At 72.3% G+C, this 22,759-nt stretch carries 22 protein-coding genes; 6 read left to right on the top strand and 16 right to left on the bottom strand.

Annotation, left to right across the window (positions count from 1 at the left end; genetic code table 11):
* Complete coding sequence (locus AC3DE3_RS11850; RefSeq protein ID WP_488370114.1) at positions 1-2,655, bottom strand: ATP-dependent Clp protease ATP-binding subunit; 2,655 nt, start codon at positions 2,653-2,655, stop codon at positions 1-3.
* 223 nt (positions 2,656-2,878) lie between these two features.
* Here AC3DE3_RS11850 and AC3DE3_RS11845 point away from each other — a divergent pair, with 223 nt between their 5' ends.
* The 5 genes from AC3DE3_RS11845 (at position 2,879) to AC3DE3_RS11825 (ending at position 7,803) form a co-directional block, all read left to right on the top strand.
* Positions 2,879-3,025: a hypothetical protein gene (locus AC3DE3_RS11845; RefSeq protein ID WP_260486632.1), complete on the top strand. Its 147-nt coding sequence runs from the start codon at positions 2,879-2,881 to the stop codon at positions 3,023-3,025.
* Complete coding sequence (gene hrpB / locus AC3DE3_RS11840; protein ID WP_488370113.1) at positions 3,022-5,643, top strand: ATP-dependent helicase HrpB; 2,622 nt, start codon at positions 3,022-3,024, stop codon at positions 5,641-5,643. The genes AC3DE3_RS11845 and hrpB overlap by 4 nt, the downstream gene beginning before the upstream one ends.
* Positions 5,644-5,772: 129 nt before the next feature.
* The gene (locus AC3DE3_RS11835) at positions 5,773-6,324 is read left to right on the top strand and encodes a hypothetical protein (protein ID WP_260486630.1); all 552 of its coding nucleotides are present in this window, start codon (positions 5,773-5,775) and stop codon (positions 6,322-6,324) included.
* Complete coding sequence (locus tag AC3DE3_RS11830) at positions 6,321-7,061, top strand: L,D-transpeptidase (RefSeq protein WP_488370112.1); 741 nt, start codon at positions 6,321-6,323, stop codon at positions 7,059-7,061. The genes AC3DE3_RS11835 and AC3DE3_RS11830 overlap by 4 nt, the downstream gene beginning before the upstream one ends.
* 85 nt (positions 7,062-7,146) lie before the next feature.
* Positions 7,147-7,803 (top strand): DUF1801 domain-containing protein, encoded by a 657-nt coding sequence (locus AC3DE3_RS11825; RefSeq protein WP_488370111.1) that lies wholly within the window; start codon positions 7,147-7,149, stop codon positions 7,801-7,803.
* Positions 7,804-7,808: 5 nt separating this feature from the next.
* Here the strand turns inward: AC3DE3_RS11825 and AC3DE3_RS11820 are convergent, their stop codons facing one another.
* The 4 genes from AC3DE3_RS11820 to AC3DE3_RS11805 form a co-directional block, all read right to left on the bottom strand.
* Positions 7,809-8,363: a DUF6518 family protein gene (locus tag AC3DE3_RS11820; protein WP_472981515.1), complete on the bottom strand. Its 555-nt coding sequence runs from the start codon at positions 8,361-8,363 to the stop codon at positions 7,809-7,811.
* 22 nt (positions 8,364-8,385) lie between these two features.
* Entirely contained in the window at positions 8,386-10,023 is a 1,638-nt protein-coding gene (gene lysS, locus AC3DE3_RS11815) for a lysine--tRNA ligase (RefSeq protein WP_488370110.1), read from the bottom strand.
* A 63-nt stretch (positions 10,024-10,086) separates the two neighbouring features.
* The gene (gene glsA, locus AC3DE3_RS11810; RefSeq protein WP_488370109.1) at positions 10,087-11,019 is read right to left on the bottom strand and encodes a glutaminase A; all 933 of its coding nucleotides are present in this window, start codon (positions 11,017-11,019) and stop codon (positions 10,087-10,089) included.
* Positions 11,020-11,068: 49 nt separating this feature from the next.
* Positions 11,069-11,515, bottom strand: a complete 447-nt coding sequence (locus tag AC3DE3_RS11805) for a rhodanese-like domain-containing protein (protein ID WP_488370108.1) — start codon at positions 11,513-11,515, stop codon at positions 11,069-11,071.
* 250 nt (positions 11,516-11,765) lie between these two features.
* On the opposite strand from AC3DE3_RS11805, the gene ygiD reads away from it, so the two are divergent.
* Entirely contained in the window at positions 11,766-12,575 is an 810-nt protein-coding gene (ygiD, locus tag AC3DE3_RS11800) for a 4,5-DOPA-extradiol-dioxygenase (RefSeq protein WP_260486624.1), read from the top strand.
* A 44-nt stretch (positions 12,576-12,619) separates the two neighbouring features.
* Here ygiD and AC3DE3_RS11795 read toward each other — a convergent pair whose 3' ends face one another.
* The 11 genes from AC3DE3_RS11795 to ftsH all read right to left on the bottom strand — a co-directional run bounded on the left by AC3DE3_RS11795 (position 12,620) and on the right by ftsH (position 22,648).
* Positions 12,620-13,390 (bottom strand): type III pantothenate kinase, encoded by a 771-nt coding sequence (locus AC3DE3_RS11795; RefSeq protein ID WP_260486623.1) that lies wholly within the window; start codon positions 13,388-13,390, stop codon positions 12,620-12,622.
* A 16-nt stretch (positions 13,391-13,406) separates the two neighbouring features.
* Positions 13,407-13,832 (bottom strand): aspartate 1-decarboxylase, encoded by a 426-nt coding sequence (gene panD / locus AC3DE3_RS11790; RefSeq protein WP_260486622.1) that lies wholly within the window; start codon positions 13,830-13,832, stop codon positions 13,407-13,409.
* Positions 13,833-14,819, bottom strand: a complete 987-nt coding sequence (panC, locus tag AC3DE3_RS11785; RefSeq protein ID WP_488370107.1) for a pantoate--beta-alanine ligase — start codon at positions 14,817-14,819, stop codon at positions 13,833-13,835.
* The gene (locus AC3DE3_RS11780) at positions 14,816-15,769 is read right to left on the bottom strand and encodes a Rossmann-like and DUF2520 domain-containing protein (RefSeq protein ID WP_260486620.1); all 954 of its coding nucleotides are present in this window, start codon (positions 15,767-15,769) and stop codon (positions 14,816-14,818) included. The genes panC and AC3DE3_RS11780 overlap by 4 nt, the downstream gene beginning before the upstream one ends.
* A 172-nt stretch (positions 15,770-15,941) precedes the next feature.
* Positions 15,942-17,081: a DUF6779 domain-containing protein gene (locus tag AC3DE3_RS11775; RefSeq protein ID WP_488370106.1), complete on the bottom strand. Its 1,140-nt coding sequence runs from the start codon at positions 17,079-17,081 to the stop codon at positions 15,942-15,944.
* 99 nt (positions 17,082-17,180) lie between these two features.
* On the bottom strand, positions 17,181-17,657 hold the full coding sequence (locus tag AC3DE3_RS11770; protein ID WP_488370105.1) for a DUF3180 domain-containing protein: 477 nt from the start codon (positions 17,655-17,657) through the stop codon (positions 17,181-17,183).
* A 1-nt stretch (position 17,658) separates the two neighbouring features.
* The gene (folK, locus tag AC3DE3_RS11765) at positions 17,659-18,183 is read right to left on the bottom strand and encodes a 2-amino-4-hydroxy-6-hydroxymethyldihydropteridine diphosphokinase (protein WP_488370104.1); all 525 of its coding nucleotides are present in this window, start codon (positions 18,181-18,183) and stop codon (positions 17,659-17,661) included.
* Complete coding sequence (gene folB, locus AC3DE3_RS11760) at positions 18,180-18,590, bottom strand: dihydroneopterin aldolase (RefSeq protein ID WP_488370103.1); 411 nt, start codon at positions 18,588-18,590, stop codon at positions 18,180-18,182. The genes folK and folB overlap by 4 nt, the downstream gene beginning before the upstream one ends.
* Positions 18,590-19,408: a dihydropteroate synthase gene (gene folP, locus AC3DE3_RS11755; protein ID WP_260489260.1), complete on the bottom strand. Its 819-nt coding sequence runs from the start codon at positions 19,406-19,408 to the stop codon at positions 18,590-18,592. Before folP ends, folB begins: the two co-directional genes overlap by 1 nt.
* Before the next feature lie 41 nt (positions 19,409-19,449).
* A complete protein-coding gene (gene folE, locus AC3DE3_RS11750) occupies positions 19,450-20,073 on the bottom strand; it encodes a GTP cyclohydrolase I FolE (RefSeq protein WP_260486615.1) in 624 nt (207 codons plus the stop codon).
* Positions 20,074-20,107: 34 nt separating this feature from the next.
* Positions 20,108-22,648 (bottom strand): ATP-dependent zinc metalloprotease FtsH, encoded by a 2,541-nt coding sequence (gene ftsH, locus AC3DE3_RS11745; RefSeq protein ID WP_488370102.1) that lies wholly within the window; start codon positions 22,646-22,648, stop codon positions 20,108-20,110.
* Between the last annotated feature and the right edge of the window lie 111 nt (positions 22,649-22,759).

Genomic DNA, 22,759 nt, shown 5'->3' with positions numbered 1-22,759 from the left:
TCAGGTGGTGGCGGGAGCCGCCCCGCCGCCGGTGCCCGAGGGCCCTCCGGTCGAACCGCCGCCGAAGCCACCGGTGCTCGGCGGGAGCGAGTCACCCGGGCCGGCCTCGCCGGTGGGAGCGACGCTCGCCGTGATCGCCTCGCCCTCGCGGTCCGCGGGGGCGTCGGGACGCGGGGCGCCCGAGAAGGTGAACTTGGCGTCCTCGGTCTTGTCGGACTCGCCGTCCCAGCCCTCGACGTCAACCGTGACCAGCTCGCCGGCCGCGACCTCTCCGAAGAGGATCTTCTCCGAGAGCGTGTCCTCGATCTCGCGCTGGATGGTGCGACGCAGCGGCCGCGCGCCCAGGACCGGGTCGAAGCCCCGCTTGGCCAGCAGCTGCTTGGCCCGGTCGGTGACCTCGATGGTCATGTCCTTGGCCTTGAGCGCCACGCCGACGCGGCTGACCATGAGGTCGACCATCTGGACGATCTGCTCCTGCGTGAGCTGGTGGAACACCACGATCTCGTCGATGCGGTTGAGGAACTCCGGGCGGAAGTGCTTCTTCAGCTCGTCGTTGACCTTCTGCTTCATCCGCTCGTAGGCGTCCTCGGTGTTGTCGGAGGACTGGAATCCCATACCGACGGCCTTGGAGATGTCCCTCGTCCCGAGGTTCGAGGTGAAGATCAGCACGGTGTTCTTGAAGTCCACCATGCGGCCCTGACCGTCGGTGAGACGACCGTCCTCGAGCACCTGGAGAAGGGTGTTGTAGATCTCGGAGTGCGCCTTCTCGATCTCGTCGAACAGCACGACCGAGAACGGCTTGCGCCGCACCTTCTCCGTGAGCTGTCCACCCTCCTCGTAGCCGACGTACCCGGGGGGTGCACCGAAGAGCCGCGACGCGGTGAACCGGTCGTGGAACTCGCCCATGTCGATCTGGATGAGCGCATCGTCCTCGCCGAACAGGAAGTTGGCGAGCGCCTTGGACAGCTCGGTCTTACCGACACCGGACGGGCCGGCGAAGATGAACGAGCCCGAGGGACGCTTGGGGTCCTTGAGCCCCGCACGAGTACGACGGATCGCCCGCGAGACCGCCTTGATGGCGTCCTCCTGGCCGATGATCCGCTTGTGCAGCTCGTCCTCCATGCGGAGCAGACGGGTCGTCTCCTCCTCGGTGAGCTTGAAGACGGGGATGCCGGTCCAGTTGCCCAGGATCTCGGCGATCTGCTCCTCGTCGACCACTGCGGCCACGTCCATGTCGCCCGCACGCCACTGCTTCTCGCGCTCGGCACGCTCGGCGATGAGCTTCTTCTCGGTGTCCCGCAGACCGGCGGCCTTCTCGAAGTCCTGCGCGTCGATCGCGGACTCCTTCTCGCGACGGGCCTCCGCGATCTTCTCGTCGAACTCACGCAGGTCCGGCGGAGCGGTCATCCGCTTGATGCGCATGCGGGCACCGGCCTCGTCGATCAGGTCGATGGCCTTGTCCGGCAGGAAGCGGTCGTTGATATACCGGTCCGCCAGCTGTGCCGCCGCGGCCAGGGCCGCATCCGTGATGGTGACGCGGTGGTGCGCCTCGTAGCGGTCCCGGAGCCCCTTGAGGATCTCGATGGACAGTTCCACGCTCGGCTCGGGGACCTGCACCGGCTGGAAACGACGCTCGAGCGCCGCGTCCTTCTCGATGTGCTTGCGGTACTCCTCGAGCGTCGTGGCGCCGATTGTCTGCAGCTCACCGCGGGCCAGCTTCGGCTTGAGGATCGACGCGGCGTCGATCGCACCCTCGGCGGCACCCGCACCGACCAGGGTGTGGATCTCGTCGATGAACAGGATGATGTCGCCGCGCTGGTTGATCTCCTTGAGGACCTTCTTCAGGCGTTCCTCGAAGTCACCGCGGTAGCGGGAGCCGGCCACGAGCGAGCCGAGGTCCAGCGAGTAGAGCTGCTTGTCCTTGAGGGTCTCGGGGACCTCGTTGTTGACGATGGCCTGCGCCAGGCCCTCGACGACGGCGGTCTTGCCCACGCCGGGCTCACCGATGAGCACCGGGTTGTTCTTGGTGCGCCGGGAGAGCACCTGCATGATGCGCTCCACCTCCTTGGCGCGACCGACGACCGGGTCGAGCTTGCCCTCCATGGCGGCCTGGGTGAGGTTGCGGCCGAACTGGTCGAGGACCGTCGACGACGACGGGGTCCCGGCCTCGCGACCACCGGTGCCCGCGGGCGTACCCGAGGCCTCGGCCTCCTTGCCCTGGTAACCGGAGAGCAGCTGGATGACCTGCTGACGCACGCGCGTGAGGTCCGCTCCGAGCTTGACCAGCACCTGGGCGGCGACGCCCTCGCCCTCACGGATGAGGCCGAGCAGGATGTGCTCGGTACCGATGTAGTTGTGGCCGAGCTGCAGCGCCTCGCGCAGACTCAGCTCCAGGACCTTCTTGGCCCGCGGCGTGAACGGGATGTGCCCGCTGGGCGCCTGCTGGCCCTGGCCGATGATCTCCTCGACCTGACTCCGCACCGCTTCCAGCGAGATCCCGAGGGACTCGAGCGCCTTGGCGGCCACTCCCTCGCCCTCATGGATGAGACCCAGCAGGATGTGCTCGGTGCCGATGTAATTGTGGTTGAGCATCCTGGCCTCTTCCTGGGCCAGGACGACGACGCGACGCGCGCGGTCGGTAAACCGTTCGAACATCGTGCTACCTCACATTCCTCGGGTTTTCACCACTGTAGTGGCCCGGTCTGACGACGGGAGCCACAGGAGTGGCAGTAGGTCCGTCATGAATGTGCAACGCGGCAGGTGGGTGAATGATTGCCGATACGTGTACGCCGACAGCGAACGCCCCGGACCGGGCCCGACTAGCATGGCCCGGACACGGTTGAGCAGCGGAGGTGCGGTGCGCGGGAGCGGATTCAGGATGGGCCGCGCCGTCGGCGTCGCCGAGGTCGGTCCGGCCGCGATGGCCGGGCTCATGCTGTGGCTCGATGCCATCTCGGACACCATCCACCCGGACGCCGAGGAGCCCGGGCCCCGGGGCGCCCGTCACCTGCCCGAGCCGGGGTGAACACCTTCGACCTCGAGCGGATCGGCCGCGGACTCCCGTTCGCCGACGCGCTGCCCGCACTGCGGGACGCCCTCGCCACCGCCGGTGCGGCGGTCGTCCAGGCGCCGCCCGGCACCGGTAAGACGACCCTCGTGCCGCCCGCGGTCGCCGTCGCCGACGGGGTGACGGGGCGGGTCATCGTCACCCAGCCCCGTCGGGTCGCCGCCCGCTCGGCCGCGCGGCGGCTGGGCGAGCTCACGGGCACCGACCCCGGTGGCCCGGTGGGGTACTCGGTCCGCGGTGACTCGCGGGTCAGCGGGAACACGCGTGTCGAGTTCGTGACGCCGGGGGTCCTGGTGCGACGGTTGATCGCCGATCCCGATCTACCCGGCGTCGGTGCCGTGGTGCTCGACGAGGTCCACGAGCGCGACGTCGAGTCCGACCTGGCCTTCGCACTGCTGTGTGAGGTGCGGCAGCTGCGCGACGACCTGCCGGTGGTGGCGATGTCCGCGACGGTCGAGGCCGGTCGCTTCGCGCGACTGCTCGGCGGTGCGGCGGTCGGGGGTGCGGCGGTCGGGAGTGCGGCGGTCGGCGGTGCGGCGCCGGTCGTCGACGTCCCCGCCGTACTGCACCCCCTGGAGATCCGGTACGCCCCGCCGCCGACGGCCCGCCTGGACGCCCGCGGGGTCACCGACGGATTCCTCGACCACGTGGCCTCGGTGACGGCGGACGAGGTCGCCGCGAGTGGCGTCGACGCGCTGGTGTTCCTGCCGGGTGTACGCGAGATCGACCGGGTCGTGCGTGCGCTGTCGGCGCGGCTGGGTGAGGCCGCCGAGGTCCTGCCGTTGCACGGCGGCCTGGACGCGTCGGCCCAGGACCGGGCGGTGTCCGGATCCGGGAGGCGGGTCGGGTCGGGCGGGGGCGCCCGGCCGCGGGTCGTGGTGTCGACCGACCTGGCGGAGTCCTCGCTGACGGTGCCGGGCGTCCGGCTGGTCGTGGACGCGTGCCTGAGCCGCGAACCGCGACGGGACACCGCGCGGGACATGACCGGCCTGGTGACGGTCTCGGCGTCGAGGGACTCGTGCGTGCAGCGCGCGGGACGGGCCGCCCGCCTCGGCCCGGGAGTGGCCGTGCGCTGCCTGACGGAGCAGGAATACGCGCACCTGCCCGACCACCGCACCCCGGCCATCGCGACGTCGGACCTCACCACGTTCGCGCTGGACGTCGCGTGCTGGGGCGCTCCCCGCGGCGAGGGGCTCGCGCTGCCCGATCCGCCGCCGGCCGGAGAGATCACCCGCGCCGAGGCGGTGCTGCGCGGTGTGGGTGCGCTCGACCACGCCGGCCGCGTGACCGACCGCGGCCGCGACCTCGCGCGGGTCCCGGCCGACCCGCGCCACGCCCGCGCGCTGCTCGACGGCGCCGGGCTGGTCGGGGCGACGGTGGCCGCCGAGGTGGTCGCGCTGCTCGCGTCCGGGCGACGTTCCCCCGGTGGCGACCTGGTCGCCGACCTGCGGGCGCTGCGTGCGCGACGCACGCCGGACTCCCCGGCGTGGGAACGGGAGGTCCGCCGCCTCGAGCGGATCGCGAAGGGCGACCGCCGGGCCGGTCTGGCCACCGGGAGCGGCGGGCACGGTGGGCACGGTGGGGGGATCGCGCTGGCGGACGCCGTCGGCACGGTCGTGGCGCTCGCCCACCCGGACCGCGTCGCGCGTCGACGGGGCGACCAGTACACCTTCGCGTCCGGCACCGGTGCCGTGTTGCCACCGGGCTCCGCGCTCGGGGGCCACGAGTGGCTCGCGGTGGCCGAGGTCGGGCGCGCCTCCGGACGCGCGGCGGGAGAGGCGGGCGCGGTGATCCGCGCCGGCGCGGCGGTGGACCGCGAGGGCGCGGAACGGGCGGCGTCACACCTGCTCGACGACGACGAGACCGCCGTCTTCCATCGCGGTTCCGTCGCCGGGCGACGCATCCGGCGGCTCGGGGCGATCGAGCTGTCCTCGACACCGGTCCGACCCTCCCCCGAGGCCGCCGGGCAGGCCGTGGCGACGGCGGTCCGGGCCGGCGGACTCGCCGCCCTGGGACCCGATGACGACGCCGCACGGCTCCTGCGCCGCCTCGGGTTCGCGCACCGCGAGCTGGGCCCGCCGTGGCCGGACGTGTCCGCCGACGGGCTCGCGGATCGACTGGACGACTGGCTCGGGCCGGAGATCGACGCTCTGGCGCACGGCTCCCGCCTGGCGGGACGGGACCTCGGCCCGGCGTTGCGCCGGCTGCTGCCCTGGCCGGCGGCCGGTCGGTTCGACGAGCTGGTGCCCGACCGGGTGCAGGTGCCCTCCTCGTCGTCGTACCGCGTCGACTACCCGGAGGTCGGCTCCGAGGACCCGCCGGTGCTCGCGGTGAAGCTCCAGGAGTGCTTCGGCTGGACCACCTCACCGCGCATCTGCGACGGCCGGGTGCCGGTGACGGTCCACCTGCTCTCGCCGGCGGGCCGGCCGCTCGCGGTGACGCGGGACCTGGCGTTCTTCTGGCGGGAGGCCTATCCCGGGGTCCGGGCGGAGATGCGGGGCCGCTACCCCAGGCACCCGTGGCCGGAGGACCCCATGTCCGCCGAACCGACCCGCCGGACCAACCCGAGACGCTGACGCGCGGCCGCCCCCACCGGCGGGGGGAGCGGGCACGTCGGGCGGGGTGTGAGCGGTGGATCCGCGCAGCCCCCTGGACTAGGGTGTGACTTGTACCACAACGCGCTCGTCGCCGAAAGGGTGATCGCAGTGACCGCGTACACGCCCCCCTCCCCGCACCGCACCCCTCTGCCGACCCGGACCCCGTCCAGGACCAAGGTCATCCCCCACGTCACCAACCGACTCGGCGCGCTCGTCGCCGTCGTGGGCCTCGCGCTCGCGCTCGTCAGCCTGTACCTGCCCTGGCTCAGCAGCGGCGGGAATCGGATCACGGGCCTGGGCATCACCGAGGTCATCGACGTCCGCAGCGTCGCCCCCGTGCTGTTCCTGGGGCTGGTCGTCCTCCTGTTCCTGGTGGGGGTCGCGGCGATGACCCGACTGGGCGCGTTCGCGGCCGCCGCCGCCGTCGTGGCCCTCGGGGTCCTCGCGGCCCACCTCGCGTTCGTGTGGACGCTGATGTCCTCGACCGGCAGCGACGACCCCACCCTGTCCGGCCTGCCCGCCGACGCGTCCGTCACCTACGGGCCCTTCGTGGCCGCACTCGGGTTCCTCCTGGTGGCAGCCGGATCCGCGTGGGCCGCGCGGGCGGCCGAGTACGCCTTCCCCGACCTGCGCTCCCCCGTGGCGCACGGGGACGAGTGAGGTCCCGCCCACCCGGCCGGGCCAGGCTCGCGGGTCTTTCCGCCGCCGCGCTGCTGGGCGCCGCAGTGGCGGGGTCCGCGACCGTGCCGTCCACCGGGCCGTCCACCGCGCCGACCCGGGCCGCGACGTCGGATGCGCTCACCACCGCCGGCGCCGAGGTGACGGACGAGCCACCCCGGCCCGTCATCGTGGACGACCGGATGGTGCGCTCCGTCGCGCGCCGGATCCTGGTCGAGCAGGGCCGGTCCGAACACCTCACGGACGTGGACCTCGTGGCCCGCGACGTGCTGGCCGGCGGCCCGGTCGAGGTCGGGGAGGTGGACCGGCTCACCCGGGAGACCCTGCTGGGCGACGGCCCCGGTGCCGCCGCCGCGCCCGGGACGCCGGCACCGCCACGGTGCCCGCCCACCGCCCGGGCGTGCGTCGACGTCGACGGCAAGCGCGCCTGGATGGTCGACGACGGCCGCATCACGTACGGCCCCGTCCCCGTCACCACCGGTAAGCCGGGTTACGAGACCGCCCGGGGCGCGCACCGGATCCTGCGGCACGTGCGCCACGACCACAGCCGGGTCTTCGACTCCCCAATGCCGTACTCGACGTATTTCACCGTGGGCGGCATGGCGTTCCACCAGGGCCGGTTGGACGAGCCGTCGCACGGGTGCGTCCACCTGGGGCACCACGCCGCCGCGCACTTCTTCGAGCAGTTGCGGGTCGGTGACGAGATCGTCGCGTTCTGACAGATCCGGCCGTGATCAGATCCGGCCTCGATCGATTTCCACGCGAGCCTGGTCGGGCCGTTCCCACGGGTCTAGCGTCGTGGCCATGACAGGTTCCCCGCTCCCCCTGCCGCGGCTCTCGGCCCCGGCGACGCGCGCGCTCGACTCCGCCGGCATCACGGACCTGCGACAGCTCGACGGCACCCCGGAGAAGGAGGTGCTCGCGCTCCACGGGGTGGGGCCGTCCCAGCTCGGGGTACTGCGCGGCGCGCTGACCGCCGCCGGACTCGCGTTCTCGGACCCCGTGTCCCGGCCCCCGGCCACCGGCCGCAACGACAACACCGCGTTCCTGCCCTCCGGGGCCGGGCCGCGCGAGTGGATCGAGGGCCTGCCCGCCGGCCGGCGCGTCGACGACGGCCTGCGACTGCTCGCGATGTTCGACGAGGTCACCGGGGCGGCGGCCGCGATGTGGGCGGGTTCGATCATCGGATACGGGCACAGCCACTACGTCTACGACAGCGGCCGCGAGGGCGACACCTTCGTGGTGGGCTTCAGCCCCCGAGCCTCCGCCCTCACCCTCTACGGCCTGCTCGGGGCCCCGGGGGCGGAGGAGCTTCTCGCGAAACTGGGGCCGCACAAGACCGGCAAGGGCTGCCTCTATGTGACGACGCTCGCCAAGGTCGACGAACAGGTGTTGCGTGACCTCGTGGCGGCGGCCTGGGCGGGGTGGGAGAACGACGAGGACGGCAACGAGGGCGGCTGAACCGCTCAGCTGAGCAGCGCGTCGTATCCGAGGCACGCGAAGTAGACCAATGCGAGCGCCACCACCGCCGATCCGAGAGCGGGGGCCCGCCGGGCCGGTCGGGACACCACCGCCAGCAGCACCAGCGCAACGGCCAATTCGAGACCCCACGCCGGTCCGCCGACCAGCACGAGGCCGTAGACCGCCTCACCTGCGACGATCCCGGGAACCAGGCCCGCGGCGAGCGCGCCACGGCCACCATCACGCGCGGACGCGGCTCCCGCTGTACCGCAGACCGCACCCGCGACCGGTCCGACGACCAGCCAGAGCCCCAGCTCGGCAGCCGACGTCGAGTCGGCGTGGACGACGAGCCACGGGACCAGCGTTCCGACCATGGCCAGAATTCCCCACACGGCCCCGTCGATCCCTCTGGCACCCGGCCGGCGGGACACGAGCATCGGCACGACTCCCCACAGGGCACTCGTGCCGGCGAGGACCGCCCACCGATCGGGGAGCACCGCGTGCGCGAGTGTGAGGACGACACCCGTGAGCAGTCCGACTGCCAGCGCGCGCGTGCTCACGCCGGAGCTGTCCAGCGGCGGGTCACTCCCGAGGCAGCGGCTTGACCATCGGGAACAGGATGGTCTCGCGGATGCCCAGGCCGGTCAGCGCCATGAGCAGTCGGTCGATCCCCATCCCGAGCCCGGTGGTGGGCGGCATGCCCTGCTCCATCGCGGCGAGGAAATCCTCGTCGAGCACCATCGCCTCGTCGTCACCCGCCGCGGCGAGCCGGGCCTGGTCCTCGAAACGCTGCCGCTGGATCACGGGGTCGACGAGCTCCGAGTATCCGGTCGCCAGCTCGAAACCGCGGACGTAGAGGTCCCACTTCTCGGTGACGCCGCGATCGGTGCGGTGATCGCGGGTCAAAGGCGAGGTCTCCACGGGGAAGTCCCGCACGAAGACCGGCCCCTCGAGCTGATCGCCGCACAGGTGCTCCCACAGCTCCTCGACGAGTTTGCCGTGCAGCCACCCCTGGCCGGTGGGGACCTCGAGCCCGACCCTGCCGGCCAGTTCGGTGAGCTCGTCGACCGTCGAGTCGACCGTGACGGTGTCCTCGCCGTTGTCGCCGGTCACCAGTTCGGGGTGCTTGGCGCGCAGCGCCTCGTTGAGGGACGGGTACATCCGCATCTCGCGCCACTGCCCGCCGAGGTCGTACTCGCTGCCGTCGGCGAGCGTGACCGTGGTGGAGCCGAACACCGCGATCGCGACCTCCTGGATGACCTCGCGGATCATCGTGGCCGAGGTGTCGTAGTCCCCGTAGGCCTGGTACGTCTCGAGCATCGCGAACTCGGGGCTGTGGGAGGAGTCCACGCCCTCGTTGCGGAAGTTCCGGTTGATCTCGAAGACCTGCTCGATACCGCCCACCACGCAACGCTTGAGGTACAGCTCGGGGGCGATGCGCAGGTACAGATCCAGATCGAGCGCATTGGAATGGGTGATGAACGGCCGGGCCGCGGCGCCGCCGTGCAGCGTCTGCAGCATCGGGGTCTCCACCTCGAGGAAGCCGCGGGCCTCCAGAGCCTGGCGCAGGGCGCGGACCACCTTGATGCGGGTGACGGCGTTCCGCCGGGCGGCGTCCCTCATGATGAGGTCGGTGTAGCGCTGGCGGACGCGGGTGTCCTCGCTCAGTTCCTTGTGCGCCACCGGCAGCGGGCGAAGCGACTTGGCCGCCAGCACCCAGGAGTCGGCCATGACGGACAGCTCACCGCGCTTGGACCGGACCACACGGCCGGTCACCGAGACGTGGTCACCCAGGTCGACATCCTGCTTCCACGCGTCGAGCCGCTCCTGGCCGACGGCCGCGAGCGACAGCATCACCTGCAGCTGCGGGGTGAGGGGCCCCACCTCGCCCTCCGCCACCGGGGCGGACAGGTCTGCGGAGGGATCCAGCCCGTCCTGCAGTCGGACGAAGCACAGCTTCCCGGTGTTGCGGACGAACAGGACGCGGCCGGCCACCGAGACTCGGGCGTCGGTCTCCTCGCCCGGCTCCAGCTCGGCGAAACGGGGGTCCGAGGTGATCTCGGCGAGCCCGTGGGTGCGGGGGACCTGCACCGGGTAGGCCTGCCCCCCGGCGTCGAGGATGCGTTGCCGCTTGTCGCGGCGGATACGCAGCTGCTCAGGGGTGTCGTCGGCGGGCTCACCGGTGGCGGCCCCGGGCGCGGCGGGAGTCGAATCGGTCACGACTGTCGAGGATAGTCGTCCCCGGCCGGGGGGCCGAACCCGTGGGCACCCGCCCCGACGGCCTCACACCCGGTCGAGGACGTGCAGGTCCAGCCGATCGGACAGTGCCTCGATCGCAGCGGCCGCCCGGACGCTGTTCCCGTGCTCGTCCAACCGGGGCGAGTAGGCCGCCACCCCGAGCCGACCGGGCACCACGGCGAACAGGCACCCCGAGACGCCGCTCTTGGCGGGCAGCCCCACCTGGTAGACCCAATCCCCGGCCGCGTCGTACATCCCGCAGGTGAACATCACGCTGTTGGCGTACCGCACGGCCCTACGTCCGAGGATCCGCTCGCCGTCGCCCGGCCTCCGACCGCCGTCGGCGAACATCGCGGCCATGTGCGCCAGCTCGCGGGTGTCCACCCGGATCGCGCACTGACGGCCGTACCCGGACACCACCTGGTGCGGGTCGTCGGCCAGGTTGCCCTCCTCCGCCAGCAGATGCGCCAGCGCCTGGTTGCGGTGGGCGCTCCGTGCCTCGATGTCGATGATCTCCTCGTCCACCTCGACCTCCCGGCCCACGAGGCGGGAGAACAACACGCGGATCTGTTCGAAACGGGAGTCCTCGTCGTCGTCCTCCTCCCCCACCAGCGCGTGTGCGGCCAGCGCGCCGGCATTGACGAGGGCGTTGGGCGCGCGGCCGGTGCCGACCTCGAGGGAGATCTCGTTGAACGGGTCCCCGGACGGCTCCACCCCGATGCGCTTGGCGACCTTCTCGACGCCCTTCTGGTCCAGCGCGAGCGCGTAGACGAACGGCTTGGACGCGGACTGCAGGTCGAAGAGGACCTCGTCGTCGCCCGCAGAGACGACGTGGCCGTCCAGATCGCAGACCGCCAGCGCGAGGGCGTCGGGGTTGGGGTGCTCGTAGTCACCGAGGTGGGGCACGACGTCCCCGGACGAGTCCTCGCGGACCTCGTCGAGGATCTCGGCCAGCAGGTCTGCGGAGATGTCCGTCATGGTGCGACCGTACCGGCGTCGCCGGGGCGGCGCCCCCGGTCGCCCGGGCTCAGTGGGCCGAGATGGCGGAGCGCTCCCGCAGCAGGTGGTCGGCCTCGGACAGCAGGCCCAGCGCCCGGACGGCCCGGAGTGCATCGTGGCCGCCGTCCACCGCGCGGACACCGCGGACGCCGCGTGAGTGGAGTTCCAGCGCGAAGAGTTCGGCGTCCAGGCCGTCGTCGCTGACGAGCACGACCGACCGCCCCTCGACGACGGAGGCGAGGGGTGCGGCCGACCGGGGATCGAGGAGGTCCACGACGGGCCGCGCCTCCACCGCGACGGCGCCCGCGAGCACTCCCTGACGCTCGCGCTGGGCGCGGGACCGGATGTCGACGACGAGGGCGCCCGAGCGGACCGCGGCGGGATAGTCCACGGCGGCGATGACGGTCGCGGCCGTCGTGGTGGACGACGTCGTGGCAGTGGCAGTGGCGGCGGCGCGAATGGTGGTGGTGGTCATACGGTGCTCCCGGGAGTGGTGGGGTCGGCTGGGATGGGGCGGGGGCCTGCCGGCCGGGGACACCAGTGCTGCACGCGCACCGACGCCGCCGGTCCGGCCGGGGGCATTCGTCGCGTGGTCATGCGGGAAATAATAGACAGACCGGTCTATCCGCCGCAAGGGTGGCTACCGCCCAGGGGGTGGACGTCCCGACCCGCACTGGCGCACACCCATGTAGTTGATGCATCATGTAGTCGAGAGAAGGAGAACCATGACCGCCTCGACCGCACCGACATCCTCGACCGCACGCCAGCCCGCCGTCTTCATCGGACACGGCGTCCCCCTCAACGCGCTCGAGGTCAACGAGTGGACCCGCCAGTGGGCCGCCCTCGGCGCGTCCCTGCCCGAGCGGCCGCGGGCCGTACTGGCCGTGTCGGCGCACTGGTACATCAACGCCACGGCGGTCACCGCGATGTCCGCACCGCGCACGATCCACGACTTCTACGGATTCCCCCGTGAGCTCAACGAGTTCGACTACCCCGCCGCGGGCGCACCGGAGCTCGCGGCCGAGGTGGCCGAGGCCGTCAAGCCCACCTGGGTGGGCGCCGACCAGGACTCCTGGGGGCTGGACCACGGCACCTGGTCGGTGCTGACCCACGTGTTCCCCGACGCGGACGTCCCGGTGGCGCAACTGTCCGTGGACGCGTCCAAGCCGGCGAGCTACCACTTCGACCTGGGCACCAGGCTGGCCGCGCTGCGCGACTCGGGGGTGCTCGTGCTGGCCAGCGGCAACGTGGTGCACAACCTCGCGGCGGTGGACCCCTCGCGCGGGAACGACGGCGTGGACTGGGCGCACCGGTTCGACGATCACGCCCAGGACCTGCTCACCTCCCGACCGGAGGACGCCCTCGCACTGACCGAGCACCCCGACGCGCGGCTCGCGGTGCCCACGGCGGACCACTTCCTGCCGCTGCTGTACACGGCAGGCATGGCGGCGGGCTCCGGCGAAACGCTCGAGGCGTTCAGCAAGGGCTACGCCTGGGGCTCGGTCTCCATGACCAGTTACCGCACAGCGGCGTGACCGCGAGCCCCGGGTCGGCCTGACCGCCGGCCCGGGGTGAGCGGTCAGACGTTCTTGTCGAACACCAGCCGCAGGCCCTCCAGCGCGAGCTCGGGCTCGACGTCGGTGATGGTCCGCGACTCCTCCGCCACCACATCCGCACGCAGCCCCGTGAGCACGACGGAGGCGTCGGCCAACTCGGCCACGTCGCTGCGCAGCCGGTCCACCAGGGCGTCGATCTGACCGGCGAACCCGATCACGATGCCGGCCTGCAGCGCCGCGACCGTGTTCTTGCCCAGAGCGCCCCTGGGGCGCACGACCTCGATCTTGCGCAGGGCGGCGGCGCGTTCGGCGAGGGCGTCGACGGAGATGTCGATGCCGGGCGCGATCGCCCCGCCGAGCAGCTCACCACGGGCGGAGACGGCGTCGACGGTGGTCGCCGTGTCGACGTCGACGACGACGACGGGCCCTTCGAACAGGGAGTGGGCGGCGAGCGCGTTGACCACGCGGTCCGAGCCCACCTCCCGCGGGTTGTCCACCTTGAGGGGCACCCCGGTCTTCACCCCGGGCGCGACGACGACGGCCGGCAGCCCCGGCCAGTAGTCGGCGGCCATCCGGCGTAGCTCCCCGGTGACCGACGGCACCACGGACATCGCAGAGATCCCGGTGAGTTGCAGCGCACAGTCCCCCAGCAGTCCCCGGATCGTCAATGCCAACTCGTCGGAGGTCACCGCCGGCGAGGTGCGCATACTCCAGGTGCGCTGGAGCGGTCCACCGCCCGGGGGGAAGACGCCGAGCCGGATGTGGGTGTTGCCGACGTCGACGGTGAGCAGCATCTTCTGTCCGCGCCGCCTAGACGGCGGCGGGCTCCGGCACGCGGGGGTTCTTCAGGCCCGACCCCTCGGGCACGTCCGCGGGGTCGGTGCCCTCGGTGAGCGTGCGGTTGTCGCCGTCGACGAACACCACCCGGGGCTTGTAGGCCCGCGCCTCGGCGTCCGACATCTGGGCGTAGGCGATGATGATCACCAGGTCGCCGGGGTGCACGAGGTGGGCCGCGGCGCCGTTGATACTGATCACGCCGGAGCCGCGCTCGCCGGTGATGGCATAGGTCGTCAGGCGGGCACCGTTGTCGACGTCGACGATGTCGATCTGCTGACCCTCGAGCAGATCGGCGGCGTCCATGAGGTCGGCATCGATCGTGCAGGAGCCGACGTAATGCAGGTCGGCCTGGGTCACGGTGGCACGGTGGATCTTGGAGTGGAGCATGGTGCGCTGCATCTACAGGCCTTCCTGGAGGTCTTCGGCCATCTCGGCCTGTTGGGCGGCGACGGTGGCCTCGGCGGCGGCGAGGAAGCCGGTTCCGATGGCCACGCCGACGTTGTCGATGAGTCTGGTGCCCCCGATGCGGGCCGCGACGAGGAGCCTGCCGGGGCCCTCCTCCGGCGGTTCCCCGAGGTCCCCGGCCCGCAGCTCGAGGTAGTCGATCGAGATCTGCGGTCGCTCGGCCAGCACGGCGCGGGCGGCGTCGATGACGGCCTGCCGGCCGCCCTTGGCGGCGAACGTCCCCGCCACGAGGGCCGCGTTGAGGACGGTGGCCAGTTCCCGCTCGTCGGCGGACAGATAGCGGTTACGGGAACTCATCGCCAGGCCGTCCGACTCGCGGATGGTGGGGACACCGACGACGCGCACGTCCATGTCCAGGTCCGCCACCATCTGGCGGATCAGGACGAGCTGCTGGTAGTCCTTCTCCCCGAAGAAGGCCTGGTGGGGGGCGACGATGTTGAACAGCTTGTTGACCACGGTGAGCATCCCGGAGAAGTGGCCGGGACGAGCGGCCCCGTCGAGGATCTCACCGGTCGGCCCGGGCTGCACCGTCGTGCGGGGACCGTCCGGGTACATGGCGGCGGCGCTGGGGGCGAAGACCAGTTCCACGCCGGCGTCGGCGAGCCGGGCCACGTCCTCGTCGAGGGTGCGCGGGTAGGCGTCGAGGTCTTCTCCGGGCCCGAACTGCAGCGGGTTGACGAAGATCGACACCACCACCACCGATCCCGGGGTCCGGCGGGCCGCCTCGACCAGTGCGAGGTGCCCCTCGTGCAGTGCGCCCATGGTGGGGACGAACGTGATCTGTTTGCCGACCTTGCGCAGTGACTCGGTGACGGCGCGCAACGAGGACGGCTCGTGGTGGACGGTCAGCTCGCCCCGGGTGTACCCGGTGTCGGGCCGACCGGGCACCGCGGTCCGGACCGGGAAGGAGGTGGGGGTCATCGCAGCTGCTCCGTGAGGTCGGGGGCCAACAGGTCGGTCACGTCGGGTCCGGCACCGACGCGGTCGGCGGTGCGCAACGCGAGCGCCCGGTAGCCGGCGGCGATACCGCCGTCGACGTCCTCCAGGGCGTCGAGGTGCCGGGAGACGGTGACGGCGTCGCCGCGCATCACGGGACCGGTCAGGGCCGAGTCCCCGGAGGCCAGGACGTTGTCGAGAGCGGCCCGGAGGAGCGGTTCCAGGGTCCGGCGCGCGAGCGCCTCCGCGTCCTGGCCGAGCATGCCGTCGGGGTCACCCTCGACCCCGCCCCCGGGCAGGACGGAGAAGGACGCGGCGAGCGCCTCGGCGGCGTCGTTCACGAGGGTCACCAGGTGATTGGCGCCGTGCGCGAGCGCCGCGTGGTAGAGCGCTCGATGGGATTCGGCGACCGTGACGGGCAGGCCCCCGGTCTCCATCACCAGCATCTGGCCGACGACCAGCCCGATCTCGTCCGGGGCGGTGAGCGCCCACGAGCACCCCTCCATGCGGTCGACGTCGGCGGATCCCCCGGTGAACGTCATGGCCGGGTGCGCGGCGACGACCACGGCACCGGCGTCGGCGGCCGGACGCAGCACCTCGGCGCCGACGGCACCGGCGACGTGGATGACGATGTGGCCCGGGCGGAAGGCGTTCGCCTCGGCGAGTTCCGCCACCACTGCGGACAGGGCGGCGTCCGGCACCGCGAGGATGAGGAGTTCGCATGCCTCCGCCACGCCGACGGGCTCGGTGATGCGGGCCTCGGGGAGGCGCCGGGCGGCGAGGTCCCGGGACTGCGCCGAGCGGGCGACCAGGGCGGAGACGACGTGGCCCCTCCGCTCGAGGGCCGCGCCCACCGCGGTGCCCACGCGTCCCGCGGACACGAGGCCGATGGACAGGCGGGCAGGGGGTGTTCCGGTGACGCCGTTGTCGGACATCTCAGGGTGCTCCAGTGCTCGATCCGTTCCAGGCCCACTCACTGGTGGTGGGTCCCGGACATCTCGCTGGCGAGAGTAGTCCTGACTGCGGCCACGAGCAGCATTCAGTGGCGTACTTCACAGAACCCGCTCGACGGACGTCGCCCGACCGGCGGCACCCGCCGGGTCCTGCTCAGTCCTCGGTGCGACGCCGGCGGCGCCCCGACGTGGGAGCGGAGCCGTCACCCAGCCGCGCCATGAGCTCAGCGACCGACAGGCCGGACCCCTCCCCGTGGCGGCTCGACGGGGCGGACTCGCCGGCCGGCGCGGGCTTCGAGCGGGCGCGGGCCTGGGCGGCCGTCTCGGTGGAGGCCGCGGGGGACTCGTGCCTGCCGGGCTTGTCGGTCTTGTCGGTCTTGTCGGACGCCCCCGTCGTGGCGGACGCCGCCGCGCCGCCGGTTGTCACCGGGGCCTCGGGCTTCGCGGACTCGGGCCTCGCGGACCTGTCTGACGTGACCGCACTGCCGGCGGTCGCCGCCGCCCCGGGTCGGACCTGGGGCTGCCGGGGGGCTCCGGACGACGGACGTGACCCACTGTCGCCGCCCGTGGGGCGGACGGCGGGGCGACGGGGATGCGACGTCGGCGAATCCGACCGGGACGCCCGATCGGCGACCGGTGAGAGGCGCTCGGTGCGCTCCGTGCTCGGGGTGGCGTCCGGGCCGACACCGGGGGCCGGTGTCGCGGAGTGATCCGATCCGAACCCGCCGGCCGGCCCGGACTCGGAGCCGGGTGCACGGCGACGGGGCGATACCCGCTCGGACGGGACGGACGGCAGGGACGACCCCGCCCCCAGCTGCGCGGCGGGCCCCGCCCCGCCCACTGCGAAGCGGTCCTCGGGAAGGGTCACGCCCAGCGCCCCGAGCTGCTCGCGCAGGGCTGCGATCTCCTGCCGGAGCGCGACGATCGAATCACCGGTCTCGGCGCGGACGGAGGCCCGCAGATCCCGCTCCACCACCAACTCGTGCTCGCGACGCGCGGAGATCTCACGCTCGAGCTGCAGTTCGTAGACGGTGTGCAGGTCCCGGACCCGAGCGGCCTCGGCCGCGGCCTGACGGCGGTACCTGGCGACGAGGAACGCACCCAGGAACGCGGCCCACAGTGCCGAGAGGGTGCCGATGCGCATCCACACCGGGTTGTCGGAGAAGACCATCACGATGGTGGCGATGAGCGCCAGGACCAGCAGCACCCCCAGGGCGATGCTCGCCAGTCCACGGTCGTCGCCCCGGGTCGGGCGAGCTGACCGGGGCTTGTCCATCGCGCCGTCGGAACTCATGCCCGCATGATACGCGGAGAATCACGGGTCACACGGGTAACCAGCGCGTGTCCGCGGTAACGGGGGCGGCGTCACCCCGCCGGTTCGGCCCTCCCCGCCTCAGGCGGGTTCGGCCAGCCCGCCGTTCTCGTCGTCGTCGGGCGGTGTCTCGCACGCCGATTCCAGGAACAGTCCCGCTCCCACCAGCACCGCACCGGACGCCAGGACGGCGACGGACGCGGGGAGCTCAGCGCCCGCGACCGCCAGGTCGCCGAGCCTGGTCAGGAAGTACGAGGTCAGGCCGACCCCGATCCCGGTGGCGGCCGAGCCGAGCACCGCGGAGGCCTGCCCGAGGGCTGCGCTGCGGGCGACGGTGAGCGGGTGCATCTGACTACGGTCCTGCCCCACGCCACCATCGGAGATCGCCGCCCGGATCCGCAGGGCCAGCAGTACGTCGACCGCCGTGACCGCCAGAAGGGTCACCCAGCCGAAACCGATCGGCGTCAGCGCACCGAGGAAGGCGCCGACGAGGACGTACGCGGCCACTGCCGCGACGAGGGCCACCAGCGCGAGGGTCGACTTCGCGACGCGGGTCACCTCAGGCCCCCTCGCCGTCTCGCACCAGGGGGCCGGGGAGGCGGCGGACCGCAGCGACGTCGCCGGGATCGAGCGCGTCGAGACATTCCGTCACCTGCACCCCGCCCAGCCGGGCGCCCGGTTGGATCTCCAGCCACGGGACCAGCACGAACGCGCGCTCGGCCGCCCGGGGATGGGGCAGCGTCAGGGCCGGGGCGTCCGAGGTCACCGGCTCCCCGTCCACCTCGGCCGACACCACGTCCACGTCGAGGGTCCGCGGGCCCCAGCGCACGTCACGAGTCCGGCCGGCGGCCCGTTCGCGGGCGAAACCCCACTCGAGGACATCCGCCGGGGAGCCTGGGTGGTCGACGACCAGTACGGCGTTGAGGAAATCGTCCTGCTCCACACCTCCCCACGGCGGGGTGGCGTAGACCGCGGAGACAGCGCGCAGGATCCCGTCCGCGGCCGCGGCGTCGACGACGCCGCGCAGGAGCGCGAGCGCGTCCCCCTGGTTGCCGCCGATCGACAGCACCGCCCTGCAGCTCACCGCTCTCCCCCCGCGGCGCCGGCCACGCCCGGGCGCGAGCGTCGGGCCACGACGGCGACGTCGGCGAACTCCGCGAGGATCGGCGCCTGGGGCTTGTGCACGGTCACCTCCACCGCGTGGGCACCCTGGGCCATCTCCATGATCCCGTCGGCGATCCGCGAGGCGACGGTCTCGATGAGGTCGAAGGACGGCCCGCCCACCACGTCACGGGCGAACAGCGCCAGCGCCCCGTAGTCGACGGTGTCGGCCAGGTCGTCGGACGCGGCGGCGGCCGTGAAATCGGTCCACAGGATCACGTCCACCAGGAAGTCCTGGCCGTCGCGCTTCTCGTGCTCGAAGACCCCGTGGGTGCCCCGCACCCTCAGGCCCCGCAGTTCGATCCGGTCGAGTTCGATGCGATCGGCCATCAGTGCGCCCCCGCCCCGCCGGCAGCCCATGCCGCGGCCACCCGCACCGCGTCCGCACTGGGCGCCACGTCGTGGACACGGACGGCCCACGCCCCGGCGGCGGCGGACAGTGCCGTGATCGCGGCTGTCGCCGGATCCCGACCGGACACCGGACGTGGCTGCCCGTCCACGCCGGGCAGCAGCGACCCGAGGAACCGTTTCCTGGACGCCGCGACGAGCACCGGGAACCCGAGCTCGATCAGCCGGTCCAGTCCGTGCAGCAGCGCCCAGTTGTCGTCCGCGTTCTTGGCGAAGCCCAGGCCCGGGTCGAGCACGATGCCCGCGGCGTCGACCCCCGCGGCGAGCGCCGCGTCGGCCCGGCGGGCCAGGTGGTCGCGGACCGCGCCCACCACGTCCCCGCCGTAGTCGGCGCGGCCGCCGGCGCCGGCGCGGTACTCGTCCGGCGACACCCAGTGCATGAGGATGACCGAGGCCCGGTGATCGGCCACGACTCGCAGCATGTCGGGGTCGGCGAGCCCACCCGAGACGTCGTTGATGATCGCCGCGTTCTCCTCCAGGGCACGCGAGGCGACCCCGGCGCGCATGGTGTCCACGGAGACCGGCACGAGCCCGGACACCGCGCGGACCAGCGGGACCACCCGCTGCTCCTCGTCGGACTCCTCGACCCGGATCGCACCGGGCCGGGTGGACTCCCCACCGATGTCGATGATGTCGGCGCCCTCGGCGACCATCCGCCGGGCGTGCGCGACCCCGTCGGAGAACGCGAGGTGCTCACCACCGTCGGAGAACGAGTCCGCGGTGACGTTGAGGACGCCCATCACCGCGCACCGGTCCGGGTGGGGCACCAGACCGGGAGCGCTCACGTCCCGCGCAGGAGGCCGAGGGCCTCCGCCCTGGTGGACGCGTTGGACCGCATGATGCCGCGGACGGCGGAAGTCGTCGTGATGGACCCCGCCTTCCGGATCCCGCGCATGGACATGCACAGGTGCTCACACTCGATCACCACGAGCACCCCCGACGGGTCGAGCTTGTCGACCAGCGCGTCCGCGACCTGACTGGTGAGCCGCTCCTGGACCTGGGGGCGCTTGGCGTAGAGATCGACCAGACGCGCGAGCTTGCTCAGACCCGTCACCGCGCCGGACTGTCCGGGGATGTACCCGATGTGGGCGACTCCGTGGAACGGAACGAGGTGGTGCTCACAGGTCGAGTAGATGGGGATGTCCCGCACCAACACCAGCTCGCGGTGGTCCTCGTCGAAGGTCTTGGACAGCACGTCCGACGGATCGGTGTACAACCCCGCGAAGACCTCACGGTAGGCCCTGGCCACCCGTGCGGGCGTGTCCCGCAGCCCCTCGCGCTCGGGATCCTCCCCCACGGCGAGGAGCAGCTCTCGGACGGCGGCCTCGGCGCGTTCGGCGTCGAAGGTCTGTCCCGTCGAGATCGACCGGGCGTCGGCAGGGGGTATCAGGTCAGGAGTCGTCATTCAATCCTCTTCTCGCACGGAGCCGACCGTGCGGTCAGTCCTCACGTTCCCACGGCGCACGCCAGTCGGGGTCCTTGTCCTCACGGCGGTGCGAACCGCGCTCCGCCGAGTCCCGGGCCGGGTCTCCGGTCGCCTCGCCCGACGCCTCGCCCGGTGCGTCGCCGGTCGAGTCACCATACGAGTCGCCGTCGCCGACCGCGGACCACGCCCGGGTCCGGGCCCCGGACGGTTGCTCGTCCCGGCCGGCCCCGTCCCGCACCCCCGTGTCCCCGGAGCCGGGATGCCCCTGCCCGTTGACCGGTGCGGCCGGCAGACGGGTGGTCTCGGCGCCGCTCGGCCCCCGGTCCCCGTGGTGGGCGGGCTGTCGCGGGGGCCAACCCGGCGCCGACCAGCCCGGGGGCGGCGGTGTGCCATAGGCCGGGATGCCGGTCGGTCGCTGGCCGCCACCGGCGAGACCGCCGCGACCGGAGTCGCCTCGGCCACCGGTCATCCCGGCGGGGGCGCCCACGCCGTTGCGGTCACCCTCCCGATCCGCGGGGCCGCTGCCCTCGCCCGGGCCGCGGTCACCCTCGTCCTCCCGGCCGGCCGGGAGTACGGGCATGGCGAACGGGTCGGTGACCGGCGGGGGCCAGGGCTCGCCGCGCTCCTTGGCCAGCTCGCCCGGGGTCTTGATGGGCGGACGGGTGGACGGGATGCGTCCGCCGAAATCGTCGAACTCCGTGATCCGCGGCCGCTTGACCACGTCGGCGAACAACCTCTCGAGATCGTCCTGCCGCAGGGTCTCCTTCTCGAGGAGCTCACCCGCGACCGCGTCGAGGATGTCACGGTTGGCCTCGAGGACCTGCCACGCCTCGGTGTGGGCGGCGTCGATGATCCGGCGCACCTCGTCGTCGATGGTCTTCGCGACCTCGGGAGAGTACTCCCCCGCCGCGGAACCACCGCGGCCGAGGAACGGGTCCCCGCCCTCGCCGCCGTACTTCACCGCACCGAGCTTCGCGCTCATGCCGTACTCGGCGACCATCGTCCGCGCGATACGGGTGGCCTGCTCGATATCCGAACTCGCACCCGAGGTGGGCTCGCCGAAGACGTACTCCTCGGCGGCACGGCCACCCATCGCCATGACGACCCGCGCGATCATGTCCGCGCGGGTCATCAAGGACTTGTCGTCCTCCGGGACGACCAACGCGTGACCACCGGTGCGGCCGCGCGCGAGGATGGTCACCTTGTGGACGGGCTCGAGATCCTCCATCGCCCACGCCGCCAGGGCGTGCCCGGACTCGTGGTACGCGGTGACCTTCTTCTCGTGCTCGCTGATCACCCGATGCTTGCGGCGCGGACCACCCACCACCCGGTCGGTCGCCTCCTCGAGGATGTCGATGTCGATCTCGTCGCGCCCCAGCCGGGCCGCGAGCAGGGCGCCCTCGTTGAGCACGTTGGCCAGGTCCGCCCCGGACATGCCGATCGTGCGCCTGGCCAGCGAGGTCATGTTGACGTCCTCGGCCAGCGGCTTGCCCACGGAGTGGACGGCGAGGATCGCCTCACGACCCTTGAGGTCCGGGTTGGTCACCGGGACCTGACGATCGAAACGGCCCGGGCGCAACAGTGCCGGGTCGAGGACGTCCGGGCGGTTGGTCGCGGCGATCATGATGACCGTCTCGCGGTCACTGAACCCGTCCATCTCGACCAACAGCTGATTGAGCGTCTGCTCCCGCTCGTCGTGACCGCCGCCGGTGCCCGAGCCGCGGTGCCGGCCCACCGCGTCGATCTCGTCGACGAACACGATGCAGGGCGCGTTCTGCTTGGCCTTCTCGAAGAGGTCCCGCACCCGCGAGGCGCCGACACCGACGAACATCTCGACGAAGTCGGAGCCGGAGATCGAGTAGAACGGCACGCCCGCCTCACCGGCGACAGCCCGGGCCAGCAGGGTCTTGCCCGTTCCGGGCGGGCCGTAGAGCAGCACACCCCGAGGGATCTTGGCGCCGAGACGCTCGTACCGGGCCGGGTTCTGGAGGAAGTCCTTGATCTCGTTGAGTTCCTCGACCGCCTCGTCCTCACCCGCCACGTCGGCGAACGTGGTCTGGGGCATGTCCTTGGTGAACTCCACCGCGCGCGACTTGCCCACGCCGAACAGCCCGCCCTTGCCGCCCTGCATCCGGGACATGAAGTAGAACAACAGCCCGAACAGGATGAGCATCGGCAGCAGGAACGACAGCATCTGCGACAGGAAACCCTGTTGGTTCACAGCGGTGTCGTACTTCTCCGGCTCCGCGGCGGCCACCCGGTCGAAGATCTGGTCCGCCGCCCGTTCCGGGTACTTGGCCAGGAGCTTGTCGGTCTCGTCCGCACCGTCCGCGGGGGCGATCGGGGTCTCGAGGGTGAGCCGGAGCTGCTGCTCCCGGTCCTCGATCAGCGCCTCTTTCACATTGCCCGCGTCGACCTGCGCCAACGCCACCGACGTGTCGACCTCGGCGTAGTCGCGGTCACCGTTGGCGAAGAACGAGAAGCCGACGATCGCCAGGATGATCACGCCCGCGATGGCGACGTTGCGGAAGACGGTGTTGCTCTTGCGTTCCATTCGGTCCTCGTGTGGAAGGACGGCCCAGCCGGTCGACGGGCCCGGTCGTGCATCCGACCGGAGTCGGTATCGCCCCAGGCTACCCGCCGGGCGGGGCCGTCCACCGTGATG

Source organism: Dietzia sp. IBK-p2-16D, from assembly GCF_057773085.1.
The sequence above is the reverse complement of the archived record's forward strand: the minus strand, read 5'-3'. Positions and strand labels throughout refer to the sequence as shown.